Annotated in this window: 7 protein-coding genes; 5 read left to right on the top strand and 2 right to left on the bottom strand. The window is 70.5% G+C overall.

Features of this window, described 5'->3' with window-relative positions:
• The 5 genes from D7Y11_RS21520 to D7Y11_RS21500 form a co-directional block, all read left to right on the top strand.
• Nucleotides 1-1020: SIS domain-containing protein (locus tag D7Y11_RS21520; protein WP_148139221.1), on the top strand; the 1020-nt coding region annotated here is incomplete at its 5' end.
• The gene (gene nagA, locus D7Y11_RS21515) at nucleotides 1020-2192 is read left to right on the top strand and encodes an N-acetylglucosamine-6-phosphate deacetylase (protein WP_121754074.1); all 1173 of its coding nucleotides are present in this window, start codon (nucleotides 1020-1022) and stop codon (nucleotides 2190-2192) included. The genes D7Y11_RS21520 and nagA, both read left to right, overlap by 1 nt.
• A 57-nt stretch (nucleotides 2193-2249) precedes the next feature.
• Nucleotides 2250-4286, top strand: a complete 2037-nt coding sequence (locus tag D7Y11_RS21510; RefSeq protein ID WP_126934651.1) for a glycosyl hydrolase family 18 protein — start codon at nucleotides 2250-2252, stop codon at nucleotides 4284-4286.
• A 258-nt stretch (nucleotides 4287-4544) separates the two neighbouring features.
• Nucleotides 4545-8207 carry a DUF3857 domain-containing protein gene (locus D7Y11_RS21505; protein WP_126934650.1) on the top strand — a complete coding sequence of 1221 codons (3663 nt, stop codon included), beginning with the start codon at nucleotides 4545-4547 and terminating at the stop codon, nucleotides 8205-8207.
• Nucleotides 8208-8292: 85 nt separating this feature from the next.
• The gene (locus tag D7Y11_RS21500) at nucleotides 8293-10587 is read left to right on the top strand and encodes a hypothetical protein (protein WP_199753761.1); all 2295 of its coding nucleotides are present in this window, start codon (nucleotides 8293-8295) and stop codon (nucleotides 10585-10587) included.
• 21 nt (nucleotides 10588-10608) lie between these two features.
• On the opposite strand, the gene D7Y11_RS21495 is transcribed toward D7Y11_RS21500, so the two are convergent.
• Complete coding sequence (locus tag D7Y11_RS21495) at nucleotides 10609-12780, bottom strand: bifunctional alpha,alpha-trehalose-phosphate synthase (UDP-forming)/trehalose-phosphatase (protein ID WP_126934649.1); 2172 nt, start codon at nucleotides 12778-12780, stop codon at nucleotides 10609-10611.
• A 13-nt stretch (nucleotides 12781-12793) separates the two neighbouring features.
• The gene (locus tag D7Y11_RS21490) at nucleotides 12794-13936 is read right to left on the bottom strand and encodes a hypothetical protein (RefSeq protein WP_126934648.1); all 1143 of its coding nucleotides are present in this window, start codon (nucleotides 13934-13936) and stop codon (nucleotides 12794-12796) included.
• Nucleotides 13937-14086: the final 150 nt, after the last annotated feature.

The following is a 14086-nucleotide window of genomic DNA, read 5'->3' as shown; positions in this document are numbered from 1 at the left end:
CTCCCCGCCCTCGCACGCGAGGCCGCCGAGGCTCCAGCCGCCGCCCGCCGCCAGCTCGAGCGCTGCCGCGACACCTTCGCCTACCTGGGCGCCCGCCTGCGCCGCACGCCGCCCCGCTTCGTCGTCACCTGCGCCCGGGGCAGCTCCGACCATGCGGCCGTCTACGGCAAGTACCTCATCGAGACCACGCTGGGCCGCGCCGTCGCCTCGCTGGGTCCCAGCGTCGCGTCCGTCTACAACACGCGCTCCCTGGACCTGCGCGACGCGCTCTTCATCGCCGTGTCCCAGTCCGGCCAGAGCCCCGACCTGCTGCGCATGACCGAGGCCGCCCGCGCGGGAGGCGCCGTCGTCCTGGGCTTCATCAACGACGAAGCCTCGCCGCTGGCCGCGCTGTGCGACGTGCACATCCCGCTGTCCGCCGGCCCCGAGCACAGCGTCGCCGCCACCAAGTCCTATCTGCTCTCCGGGCTCGCCTTCCTCCAGCTCGTCGCGCACTGGTCTGACTCCGCGGAGCTGCATGACGCCGCCCGGCGGTTCCCGGACGCGCTGGAGGCCGCTGGGAAGCTCGACTGGTGGCCGGCGCTCTCAACGCTCAAGGACGCCAGCAGCCTCTATGTCGTCGGACGGGGCAGCGGCCTGGGCGCCGCGCTGGAGATGGCCCTCAAGCTCAAGGAGACGTGCCGTCTGCACGCGGAAGCCTTCAGCACCGCGGAGGTCCTCCATGGTCCGCTCGGGCTCGTGCGGCCGGGCTTCCCCGTGCTCGCGCTGGGGCAGGAGGACAACGCCGCGCAGGGCACTCGCGAAGTCGTGCAGCGCATGGTCGAACTGGGCGCGAACGTCCACACCGCCCTGCCCGTCCCCGGCGCGCAGGCTCTGCCCACGCTGCCGGACCTCCCCACGGCCATCGCGCCGCTCTGCCAGGTGCAGAGCTTCTACTTCGCGGTGCACCAGCTCGCGACGGCGCGAGGCCTGGACCCGGATGCGCCCGCGCATCTGCGCAAGGTCACGGAGACCGTGTGATGACGACCGTCCTCCAGGGCGCACGCGTCTTCACCGGGGACCAGGTCCTCGAAGGTCACGCCGTCGTCATCGAGGACGGCATCGTCCGCTCCGTGGTGCCCCAGACCGGACTCCCCACTGGAGCCACCGTGCACACGCTGCCCGGTGACACACTCCTGGCCCCCGGCTTCGTGGACGTGCAGGTCAACGGCGCGGGCGGCGTGCTCTTCAACGACACGCCTACCGAGGAGGCCGCGCTCGCCATCGCCTCCGCCATGCGCGCGTGCGGCACCACGGGCCTGCTCCCCACCTTCATCACCGACGACGCAGCCCGCATGCGCGAAGCCTGCGAGGCCGCGCTCATCGCCACCGCGCGCCCCGACAGCGGCGTGCTCGGCATCCACCTGGAAGGTCCCTTCATCAGTCGCGAGCGCGCTGGCGTCCACGTGCCCTCGTTCATCCGCACGCCCGATCCTCGCGACCTCGACTACCTCACCGCCCTGCCCCGCCGCTTCGCCGCGCACGGCGGCCGAGTGCTGATGACGCTCGCTCCCGAGTGCGTGGACGATGCCACCCTGCGCCGCCTCGCCACCGCAGGCGTCGTGCTCAGCGCGGGCCACACCGCCGCCACCAGCGAGCGCACCACCCAAGCTCTAAACACAGGCGTGCGAGGCTTCACCCACCTGTTCAACGCCATGCCGCCGGTGATGAACCGCCAGCCCGGCCCCGTCGTCGCCGCGCTCATCCATGACGACGCGTGGTGCGGCGTCATCGCGGACGGCGTGCACGTGCACGCGGACAACCTGCGCCTGCTCCTCAAGGTCAAACCGCCGGGCAAGGTGTTCCTCGTCACGGACGCCATGCCGCCCGTCGGCACGTCCGTCACGTCCTTCACCCTCCAGGGACGCACCATCCTGCGCCGCCACGGCCGCCTGGAGACGGAGGACGGCACGCTCGCGGGCGCGGACATCGACCTCACCGCGGCGGTGCGCCACTGCGTCCATGTGCTCAACGTGCCCCTGGAAGAGGCGCTGCGCATGGCCTCGCTCCATCCCGCCACCTTCATGGGGCTGCACGGCCACCGGGGCCGCATCGCCCCCGGCCATCGCGCGGACCTGGTGCTGTTGAAGCCGGACCTTTCCGTCCACACCACATGGGTGGGCGGGCAGGCGAAAAGCATTCACAGCGATTAACCCGGAAAAATGGGTGCGTGACTCCTTCCGCGTGTACCGCAGGCGAGGAGAACACGAATGCGTCGTAGCAAATGGATTGTGGGCCTGGTGGCGTCCGCGCTGACCGTCGCCGGTTGTGGCCAGGAGTCCTTCGCTCCCGAAGCCGAGGGCCCGGGCAGCGTGATGAAGGCACCGCTGGATGCCGCGTGGGCCGTGGGCGTCGCCTACTCCGTGGGCACTCGCGTCACCTTCGAAGGCCGCGTCTATGAGTGCCGTCAGGCCCACACGTCCCAGGCGGACTGGACGCCGACGGCCGTGGCGGCGCTGTGGCTGGACCTGGGCCCCGTCACGGGCGGCGGCGACACCACCGCGCCCGTCGTCACCGCGTCGAGCAGCAACACGAGCGTCACCGCCGCGGGCTCCATCACCATCTCCGGCAGCGCCACGGACAACGTGGGCGTGACCAAGATTGAAATCCTGGAGAACGGCACCCTCGTCGCCACCGCGTCTTCCTATACGCGGAGCTTCTCCGGCTCCGGGCAGAACGGCACGTACACGTACACCGTGAAGGCGTATGACGCCGCGGGCAACGTGGGCTCGAAGACCGTCACGGTCACCGTCTCCATCCCCTCCAACGGCGATGTCACCGCTCCCGTCGTCACCGCCAGCGCCAGCGCGTCGCGCATCACCGCCGCGGGCTCCGTCACCGTCTCCGCGAGCGCCACGGACAACGTGGGCGTGACGAAGATTGAAATCCTGGAGAACGGCTCGCTCGTCGCCACCGCGTCGTCGTTCACTCGCGCGTTCTCCACGTCCGCGCAGAACGGCACGTACACGTACACCGTGAAGGCGTACGACGCCGCGGGCAACGTGGGCACCAAGACCGTGAGCGTCGTGGTGGAGCTGCCCGGCACGCCTCCTCCAGGTGGCAAGCGCATCGTCGGCTACTTCACCGCGTGGGGCATCTACGCGCGCAACTACCAGGTCTCCAACGTCCCGGCGTCGAAGCTCACGCACATCAACTACGCCTTCTCCAACATCACTCCGGACGGCAAGTGCGTCCTCGGGGACTCGTTCGCGGACATCGACAAGGGCTTCGGCTTCCCTGGCGAGTGGGACCCCGGCGCACTGCGCGGCAACTTCCGCGCGTTCAAGGAGCTGAAGAAGACGAACCCGAACCTCAAGCTGCTCATCTCCATTGGCGGCTGGAGCTGGTCCAAGTACTTCTCGCAGGTCGCCGCCACCTCCGCGTCGCGCACCGCGTTCGTGAAGTCCTGCGTGGACCTGTACGTGAAGGGCCAGTTCCCCGGCGTCACGCCGGCCAACGGCGTGGGCGTGTTCGACGGCATCGACGTGGACTGGGAGTACCCCACCGGCGGCGGCCTGCCGGACAACATCAGCAGCCCCGCGGACAAGGTGAACTACACCCTGCTCATGCAGGAGTTCCGCACCCAGCTGGCCGCCGTGACGGCGCAGACGGGCCAGCCCTACCTGCTCACCATCGCGTCGGGCGCGTCGCCGGACCTGCTCGCCAACAAGCAGGAGACCGTGAAGCTGGCCGGCATCCTCGATTGGATCAACGTGATGTCCTACGACTACCACGGCGCCTTCGAGAGCACGGTCAACTTCCACTCCGCGCTCGACCGCGTGACGGGTGACCCGGGCGCCACCGACGGCTTCTACACGGACGGCTCCATCGCCAAGATGCTCCAGTTGGGCGTGCCCGCCTCCAAGATCGTCGTGGGCGTTCCGTTCTACGGCCGCGGCTGGGGCAACGTGCCCAACGTGAACAACGGCCTGTTCCAGTCCGGCGTGCCCACCAAGGGCACCTGGGATGACGGCCAGTCCGGCCTCACCGGCGTGTTCGACTACAAGGACCTCAAGGCCAACTACGAGCGCGCGGGCTCCGGCTACACGAAGTTCTTCCACCCGGAGAGCAAGCAGGCCTACGTCTACAGCCCGTCCACGAAGGTGTGGGTGGCCTACGACGACGTGCAGAGCATCAACGCCAAGTCGGACTACATCCTGTCCAAGGGTCTGGGCGGCGCGATGTTCTGGGAGCTGAGCGGCGATGACGGCAGCCTAGTCAACGCGCTCTACACCAAGCTCCACTGACGTCCGCCCCCGAGTCAGGGGCACCCACACCGGGGCCGGCACGGGCATCACGCCCGCGCCGGCCCTGTGCGTTTTCGTGCCCTGGCCTTCACGGGCCCACCCCGCCCCACACCGGTCCGGCATAGAGTGGGACTCGGATGGGTTGCTTGCCCGCCGTCCGGGGCCACATGCAGGGGAAGGCCGTGACGGGTCCGCCTGTTCACTGGCGTCATCGCCCCCTGCCTGCCCCCGGGCGCCGTCGAACTTCGAGGAGAACGGATGTCGCGTTTCACATCGCTGGCCGCACTTGTCGTGCTCACCTGCCCCGTGCTGGGGCTCGCGAAGCCGAACGCGGACGACCGGGCCCGCGAGTACGCGGCCGAGGCCGTCAAGGCCGCCAACTCGCCACGCGGCGGCGCCGCACTCCTGCGCATGCACGCGCTGGTGGATGACGTGGAGGACCTCACCCCGCTGGTGAGCACCTACCAGCAGATTGCGTCGCGCCGCACGTCGGACGCGAACACGCGCACCACCGCGCAGCTGCTGCTCATGGACGCGGAGCGCTCGCGCGGCCGCATGGTGCGCGCCAACGAGGTCCGCCAGTGGCTGGGCTTCGTCAACGACTACTACGTCGTGGGCGGCTTCGAGAACGAGGGCAAGGCCGGCTGCGACACGGACTTCGGTCCGGAGGCCGCCAACCTGGACCTCACCGCGCGCTACCCCGGCGCCAAGGGCCACGAGGCCACCTGGCGCAAGCTGTCCGTCACGTCCGCTGACGGCTACGTGGACCTGGCCACCGCCGTGCGCCCCAACAAGGAGTCCGTGGCGTACGCGCTCACCTGGCTGGAAGTACCCCAGGACACGCGCGTGGCGCTGGGCCTGGGCACCTCCGGCGGCTACCGCCTGTGGGTGAACGGCCAGCTCGCGTCCAAGGAGGACCGCTACAACCTGCCGCGCCCGGACCAGACGCGCGTGTCGGTGAAGCTCAAGAAGGGCCTCAACCGCGTGCTGGTGAAGGTGTGCCAGGAGTCCGGCCCGCTGGGCTTCTACCTGCGCTCGGAGTCCGCGTCCGCCCGCGCCTCGCTGCCCGCCAAGGCCCCCGCCCTGGAGCGCATGCCCGCGCCCGCGCCGCAGCCCCTGCCCACGCTGACCTCCTCGCTGCGCGCGCTGGTGGAGAAGAACCCGGACGACGCGGCCCTGCGCGGCGACTACGCCCAGGTGCTGTCCTTCTTCCGCGCGTATGACGAGCGCGAGCACACCGCCAGCGCCGAGGCCGCGCTCGCCGCGGAGAGCGCCCCCAACGACGCGCGCCTGCAAGTGCTGGCCGCCAACACCCAAACGGACGACCTCAACGAGCGCCGCCGCTTCCTGGAGGCCGCCGTGAAGGCGGACCCCACCTACGCCCCGGCGCGCCTGGCGCTCGCGGACCATGAGATGGACCGCGGCCACCCGGAGCGCGTGCAGCCGATGCTCGCTCCCATCATGGAAGTAGAGGACGGCCGCAACGTGCCGGGCGCGCGCCTCCTGCTCGCCCGCGCGGCGGAGGCCCTGGGCGAGCGTGCCCGGGCGCACGCGCTGATCGAGGAGGCCTTCCGTCAGCAGCCGCGCGTGCCCCGCGTGGTGCGCGTGGCCGCCGCGGCGTCCCGTCAACTGGGCCGCGCCCAGGAGGCCATGGACCGCATGCGCGTGGTGCTGGCGCTGCGCTACGACGATTCCAACACCCGCCGCCAGCTGGCCTCCATGCTCGCGGACGCGGGCAAGGTGGACGCCGCCGAGCGTGAGTACGCGAAGCTCACCGACCTGAACCCCTTCGACAACGGCAGCCGCGTGCGGCTGGCGGAGCTGAAGGCCGCCAACGGCGCCGCGGAGGAGGCCACCGTCCTCTTCACCGAGGCCAAGGCGCTCTCTCCGGATGAGCCGGAAGTGTACGAGCGCGAGGGCCGCGCGCTGCTGGCCGCCGGTCAGCGCGAGCCCGCCCTGGCCGCCTTCGAGAAGTCGCTGGTGCTGCGCCCGCAGAACCCCGGCCTCAAGGAGGCCCTGCGCACGCTCAAGGGTGAGTCCGAGAGCGCGGGCACCCAGTACCTGGTGGACGCGAAGCCCCTGTCCAAGGAGGCCGAGGGCTACATGAACGAGGACGCCCTGTACCTCGTGGACAACACCTACGTGCGCGTGCAGAAGAGCGGCCTGTCCAGCCGCATGCAGCAGATGGTGGTGCGCGTGTACAACCAGCGCGGCGTGGATGCGTTCCGCAGCGTGCCGGTGACGTACTCGCCGGACCGCCAGGAGGTGCGCGTGCTGCGCGCCCGCGTGACGAAGCCGGACGGCTCCGTGGTGGACAGCTACGGCGACGCGGACCGCAACATCAACGAGCCGTGGACGGGCATGTACTACGACGCCCGCGCGCGCATCCTGTCGTTCCCGTCGCTGGCCGCCGGTGACACGCTGGAGCTCACCTACCGCCTGGACGACACCGCGCAGGACAACCTGCTGTCCGACTACTGGGGCGACGTGGAGAGCGTGCAGGGCGTCTACCCGAAGGTGCGCTTCCAGTACGTCGTGGACATGCCCAAGGAGCGGCCGCTGTACTGGAACAAGAGCCGCCTGGCCGGCGTGGACCAGCAGCAGGAGTCCCCCGAGTCCGGCCGCACCGTGTACCGCTTCGGCGCGAAGCACGTCTCCAAGGTGGTGCCGGAGCCGGGCATGCCGGGCTGGGCGGAGGTCGCCCAGAACCTGCACATCTCCACGTACAAGACGTGGGACCAGGTGGGCCACTACTGGTGGGGCCTGGTGCGTGACCAGCTCCAGCCCAACGCGGAGCTGAAGACCACCGTGGACCAGGTGCTCACCGGCGTGGACCGCAAGGACCAGCTGGCCGTCGTGCGCGCCATCTACTCCTTCGTCGTCACCAACACCCGCTACGTGGCGCTGGAGTTCGGCATCCACGGCTTCAAGCCCTACCGCGTCGACCGCGTGCTCGCGCGCCGCTTCGGCGACTGCAAGGACAAGGCGAGCCTCATCCACTCCATGCTGAAGGTGGCGGGCGTGGACAGCCGGCTGGTGCTCTTGCGCATGCGCAACCTGGGCGCGCTGGACGCGGAGCCCGCGTCGCTGGCGGCCTTCAACCACGCCATCGCGTACGTGCCCAAGTTCGACCTGTACCTGGACGGCACGGCGGAGTTCCACGGCGCCAAGGAGCTCCCCTCCGCGGACCGCGTGGCCAACGTGCTGGTGGTGGACCCCAACGGGACGAGCAACTTCCTCACCACGCCGGAGGCCAAGGCGGAGGACAACAAGACGACGCTGGCCATGGACGTGGCGCTGCGGCCTGACGGCGGCGCGGACGTGAAGGGCCAGAGCAGCGTGTCCGGCCAGTCCGCGCCGGACTACCGCCGCGCCTACCGCCCGGAGTCCACGCGCAAGTCCACCTTCGAGCGCGCCTGGGCCCAGAGCTTCCCCGGCCTCACCGTGCGCGAGGTGAAGCTCAGCGACACCACCCGCCTGGATGACGACGTGACGCTGGACTTCAACATGGGCATCCCGCGCTACGCGGAGGTGCTGCCCGGCGGCAGCCTGCGCTTCCTGCCCTTCGGCACGGGGCGCACCTACCAGCAGGCGTACGCGTCGCTCGCCGAGCGCCGCTTCGACCTGGTGATGTCCAGCCCCTGGGTGAACACCTTCAAGCTGCGCTACACGCTGCCCGGCGGCTACACCGTGGCGGAGATGCCGCAGGCGGTGGAGGAGACCACCCAGTTCGGCCGCGTGAAGCTCAGCTACCGCGTGGAGAACGGCGCGCTCATCGCCGACGGCGAGGTGGCCCTCTCCGTCGCCCGCATCAAGGCGGACGAGTACCCCCAGTTCCGTGAGTTCCTGGGCCGGGTGGACCGCGCCTTCGGCCGCCGCATCATGCTGCAGGGGCCGGGGCAGAAGACGGCTTCGCGGTAATCGCGGACACTCGCGGCGCCTGCCTGGTGTCGCATGAGCACGGAGGGCTTGACCCGGACGCGGCCCTCCGTGCTTAAGCAGATGCATGCACCCTGCACGCGCGCTCGTCCTTGGCTGCCTGCTGGTGGCGACGGTCGCCACCGCCGCCACCCCCGTCGTCCAGCTCCCCGAAGGTGGCCGGGCGGTGGAGGTCATCCCCAAGGGCGTGCTGTGCGGCCCCGTGCGCGGCGGCTGGGTGCTGGAGGGCCGCACGCTCAAGCCCCCCACGCGCGCGGATGACGCCAGCCGCACGCTGGAGCTGAAGGTCGCCGCGGACGAGGCCTCCTGCGCCGCGACCACCGAGACCGTGGTGGTGGTGGCCACCGGCCCCTTCCCTCGCATCGACAGCGCCGCCACCACGTTCTACCCGGACGACGGGCGCCTGGAACTCAAGGGCACCGGCCTGAAGAACGTGGCCATCGCCTGGTCCGGGACACCCCGGGGCGTGGATCCAAAGACGGCCTCCGTGGACGGCCAGGACTTCTGCCTGGAGCCCAACGCCCCCAACGAGTGCGCCGTCCCGCTGACGCCCGGCCTGCCCACGGACGCGACGCTGTCGTGGGTCCCCGCCTACGGCCGCCGGGGCGCGGGCGTGTCGACGTACGACGCCAACGGGCGCTTCCTGGACGACGAATACTTCCGACTGCGCCCCGGCCGCACCGTGCTCACGCGGCCCCTGGTGCAGTCCTCCGGCGTGGACCTGTCCAAGGGCCCCGGCTACGCGGCGGTGACGCACTCGGAGGCCATCGCGTCCGTGGACTGCGGCACCGCGCGCTGCGAGGTGACCGAAGGCGCCGTGTCCATCCGCAACGTGCCGGGGCTGAACCCCACGGTGTCCTTGCGCCTGCGGCTGGTGCCGCGCGTGTTCTTCGCGAAGGGCGACGCGCTGGAGACGTCCTTCTCCGAGACGCTGCCCGTGCTCGCGTGCCCCATCACCGCGGTGGAGGGCACGGTGCTGCGCGACGCGGAGGACTCAGGACTGGTGATGCGCCTGGACCCGGCCTGCGCGCACGACCCGCGCGGCCTGTTGTGGACGGTGAACGGCGCGCGCGTGCGGGTGGAGCGCGTGGTGAAGGCGCAGGACGGCACCTACGTGCTCCTGCGCACCAGCGGCACCAACGAGCCGCAGGTGACCGTCACCGCCATCACGTCACGCGTGGACGGCACGGTGGTGGCGTCGGAGACGGCGGACACGAAGCCCGTGCCGGACCCGCGCGCGACACTGGAGTTGCCCGGCCACGGCAGCATCGACTTCGTGCCCACCAACCGCCCGGCGGAGGTGACGGTGGCGTCCAACGGCGGCCTGGGCCGCTTCGTGCTGCGCCCGCTGGGCGGCGCGTACACCGTGACGATGCGTGAGACCACGACGCTCATCCAGGGCGAGGCCACCGCCGGCGGCTTCGTGTCGCTGCGCTTCGCCTACCGGCTGCCCACGCTGCCCGCGGAGCTGGCCACGTCCGACCTGTTCGTCACCAACGAGCGCGTGCAGCGCGCGGTGCGTGAAGCCAGCGTGCCCACCAACGTGGAGAACCTGGTGGAGTTCATCTGCGCGGACAAGGAAGGCAACGACGAGAAGCTCGCGCCCAGCCGTCCGCACCGGCTGGAGTACGGCATGCGCAACACCTGCCGCGTCATCATCCACCGCGAGCGCCTCACGCTGGAGGAGGGCAACCAGGAAATCACCCTGCGCATCACCGTGACGAAGTCCGACAACTCCATCCGGGGCGAGAGCAGCGTGGATCAACGCCTGTTCCTGCGGCCCAAGGGTGAGGTGCGCGTCATCCCCGTGCAGGGCAACCTGGGCCAGTACGACCGCATCCTCGTGCAGGTGGCGCACGTCGCGGATGAGTCCCGCTACGCCCTCTCCACGGTGGACCGCACGGGCCTGCCGTCCGCGCAGTGGACCGCCATCGTGCGCGGCGGAATGTTCCGCCTCTACACCATGGCCACCATCCCCGCGGGCCTCTACCGCGCGACGCAGCCCACGGGACAGCTGGCCATCAACTTCGGTGTGCTGTCGCGCCTGGCGCTGCTCAACAACGAGGGCCAGGAGCGCCTGCTGGGCATCGAGATGGGCCTGATGGGCCTGGGCCTGGTGCCGCAGTCCGGGGACATCCAGTTCCCGCCCACGCTGGCGGCCGTGCTGGGCCTGGGGCTGCGCGTGCCCATTGGCCCGGGCGCGGCGGTGGGTGCCAACGCATGGATTGCCCGCGAGTTCCGGGGCGACATCACCCGGCGCACCAGCGGCGACCCCACCACCGACACCGTGGTGCCCTCCAGCAAGTGGTCCTTCATCTTCGGACCCAGCATCTCCGTGGGCAACGTGGGCTTCAACCTCTGAAGCCCACGGGGCGACCCGCGGCTATTTCCCGAGCAGCGCCTTCAGGAACCGCCGCACCTCCGGCGGCCCCTCCACGCGGTACGCCGCGCACGTGTGCTTGTTGCCCGCGTGCACGGTGATGCCGCCCGGGGGCACCGCGGCGAAGAGGTCCTCGTCGGTGACGTCGTCGCCCATGGCCACCACGCGCACGTCCGGCGCCTCCTGCTTCAGCACCTCCGGCACCACGCGGCCCTTGTTGACGCCCCGGGGCCGCACCTCCACCACCCGGTCGCCGGGCAGGATGTGCATGGGCTCCTGGGAGAACTTCTCGTAGAGCAGCAGGCGCAGCTCGCGCGCCTGGAGCGCTCCGAACTCCGCGTCCACCTTGCGGTAGTGCCACGCGAGCGACGCCGTCTTCTCCTCCACGAAAGAGCCCGTCACCCGCGCCGCGAACGCGTCCAGCACGGGCTTCACCTTTGGCTTCCACTCGAAGGACACGCCCGGCAGTGCCTGCCACGGCTGGCCCAGCCGCATGCGCGACCACAGGCCGTGCTCCGCGTGCAACCCCACGGGCAGCTCACCGAACCACGCATCCAGCGTCTCGCGCGGGCGGCCGCTCACGATGTGCACGGAGATATCCGGCCGGGCGCACAGCTCCTGGAGCAGCGTCATCAGCTCCGCGTCCGGCGCGGCCAGCTCCGGCATGGAAGCGAAGCCCACGAGCGTTCCGTCGTAGTCCAGGAACAGCACCTTGCGGCCCGGCCCCTTCAGCTTGTCCAACGCGAGCATGCCGTCCGGCAGCGGCGGCTTCTCCGCCACCGAGGGCAGCCCCTGGAGCCGGTCCAGGAAGCTGGCCACCCACCAGTGCACGTCCCGCGTCTTCACGCCCGCGCGCAGGCTGCGCATGCGCGCCTGGCGCTCGGGGCCGGGCATCTCCAGCGCCTGTTCGATGGCGTCCGCCATGCCCTCCACGTCGTAGGGGTTCACCAGCAGCGCGTCGCGCATCTCCGACGCCGCGCCCGCGAACTCGCTGAGCACGAGCACGCCGTCCTCGTCCGGACGGGCCGCGCAGAACTCCTTGGCCACCAGGTTCATGCCGTCGCGCACGGGCGTCACCAGCATCACGTCCGCGCCCCGGTAGAGGCTCACCAGCTGCTTCTCGTTGAGCGAGCGGTAGAGGTAGTGCACGGGCGTGCTGTGCACGGTGCCGTAGAGGCCGTTGATGCGGCCCACCAGCTCGTCCACCGTCTCGCGGTATTCGGCATAGGCCTGCACCTGCGTGCGGCTGGGCACGGCCACCTGGATGAAGCGCAGGCGCCCGCGCAGGGCCGGCTCCCGCTCCAGCACTCGCTGCACCGCGAGCAGGCGCCGGGGAATGCCCTTGGTGTAGTCCAGCCGGTCGATGCCCACGAGCAGCCGCTCGCCACGCGAGCGCTCCTGTAGCGTCTTCACCTCGTCCAGCACCGCGGGCTCGCGCGCCAGCGTCTCGAAGGCGGTGGAGTCGATGCCCATGGGGAAGGCGCCCACGCGCACCTCGCGCCCCTGGAAGAGGACGCGGTCGATGTCCGTGTCCAACCCCAGGTGCCTCAGCAGCGTGCCGGAGAAGTGCCGCACGTAGCTCACCGCGTGGAAGCCGATGAGGTCCGCGCCCAGCAGGCCCCGGAGCAGCTCGCCGCGCCGGGGCAGCGTGCTGAAGATTTCGGACGACGGGAACGGGATGTGGTGGAAGTAGCCGATGCGCGCGTGAGGCAGGCGCTGGCGCAGCATCCCGGGCACCAGCATGAGCTGGTAGTCATGCACCCAGATGGTGTCGCCCGGCTGATAGTGCTTCGCGGCCAGGTCGGCGAAGCGCTCGTTCGCCTTGCGGTAGGCGTCCCAGTCCCGGTCCTGCCGGGGGACGCGGTCCAGCATGTAGTGACACAGCGGCCAGAGCACCCGGTTGGAGTAGCCCTCGTAGAAGCGGCTGACCTCGCTGGCGGACAGGTACAGCGGCACGCAGCGCAGGTCCGCCAGCTGCTTCTCCACCTGCGAGCGCTGGGCGTCCGTCAGCCGCGAGACATCCCCGGGCCAGCCAATCCACATGCCTCCGGAGCGCTCATGCGGGCGGCTGAGCCCGGTGGCGAGCCCCCCGGCGCTGCGCACCACGGAGACGACATCCTTCTCCGCCTTGACGGTGACGGGAAGACGGTTCGAAACGAGCAGGAGTCGAGCCATAGACCCACTAGCTCTATTCACCCCCTCCGGGAATGGCTACCACCTTGTGCGCCTGGCTGACGTTTGAGGGCCCCTGCCCCGCCCGTGCCCAGCCGAGCCGGACCAGCAACTCGGGCTCCTTCCCTGCCTTCCAGATGAAGGCGTCCAGCACGTAGTGCGTGGCCTGCGGCAGCGCAAGCAGCGGCACCACGAGCGCCAGCACATCCGCCTCCAGGACGGGACCACTGTCGCCGAACAACACCGGGCGGTCGTGCCACACCAGCACGTCCCACAACCCTTCTTCCAAGAGCGCCAGTCCCGCGAGGAACAGCAGGAAGCCCGGCAGCCCCGCACGCAGGAGCACGCCCAGTTCGCCGAAGCCCCCTTCCGCGTGGCGCCCGCGTGCGTAGCGGAACAGCAGCGCGAAGTACGGCACGCCGTGCAGCACCACGTTCATCACCGTGAACGCGAAGTCGTCCCGCGCGAGCACGATGCCGCCGAACCACGCCACCCACGTGGCCACGACCAGCAGCACCTTGCCGGCCTGCACGCCTTCGCCCCGCGCGATGCGCAAGCACTGGAAGCCCGCCCACAGCGTGAGCACCGCCGCGTGCGCGCCCAGCGCCGCGGTGCCCATCCACCGAGGGAGGCCGGAGATGAAGTCGTTCTCCACGAACCACCAGAACGAGCGAGGCAGGTTCGCGTGCCACCACACGACGGGGCCCAGCGTGGCGGCGTAGATGGCCGCGGCATCCAGGCGCCGCTCGAAGGCGGACACGCGCGCCTTGCGGTCGTAGAGCGCCATCCAGCCGTACTGCTGGCGGATGAAGTGAAACAGCGCCACGTACGCGAACAGGCTCCAGAACGTGCCGGGAGACACCATGTACGCGAAGACGCCCGCCGTGTACGCGGCGAGCGGCGCGCCCACGTAGAGGCCCGGGCGGCGCGACACCTCCTCGCCATCCAGGTACGTGCGGAACAGCGTGGACCAGACGTGCGCCACGTCCACGCCCACCACGAACAGGAGCCACGCCCACGCGGGCGTGTCCCCCACCGCTCCCAGCCACGGCGCGGCCAGCACGAAGGCCACGGACACAAGAGCGCTGCCGGCGAACACGGAGAGGTCCACGCCAGGGCCGAACAGCCAGGCCTGCGCGGGCGAAAGGAGACGGGGCATCGGGCCCGGGAGATTAGCGCACTCTCCGGTCCTCCCTGGTCCTGGCACACCCACCTGACTTACCCGGTATTCAACCAATCCCTTGCATCTGAGCAGTCATTGAGATGGAAGCCGCTCACGGCCAAGACGGCGCGTGCGTGTCATTCCGTA

The sequence above is a fragment of the Corallococcus sp. AB018 genome (assembly GCF_003986945.1).
Taxonomy (GTDB): Bacteria; Myxococcota; Myxococcia; order Myxococcales; family Myxococcaceae; genus Corallococcus; species Corallococcus exiguus.
The sequence above is the reverse complement of the archived record's forward strand: the minus strand, read 5'-3'. Positions and strand labels throughout refer to the sequence as shown.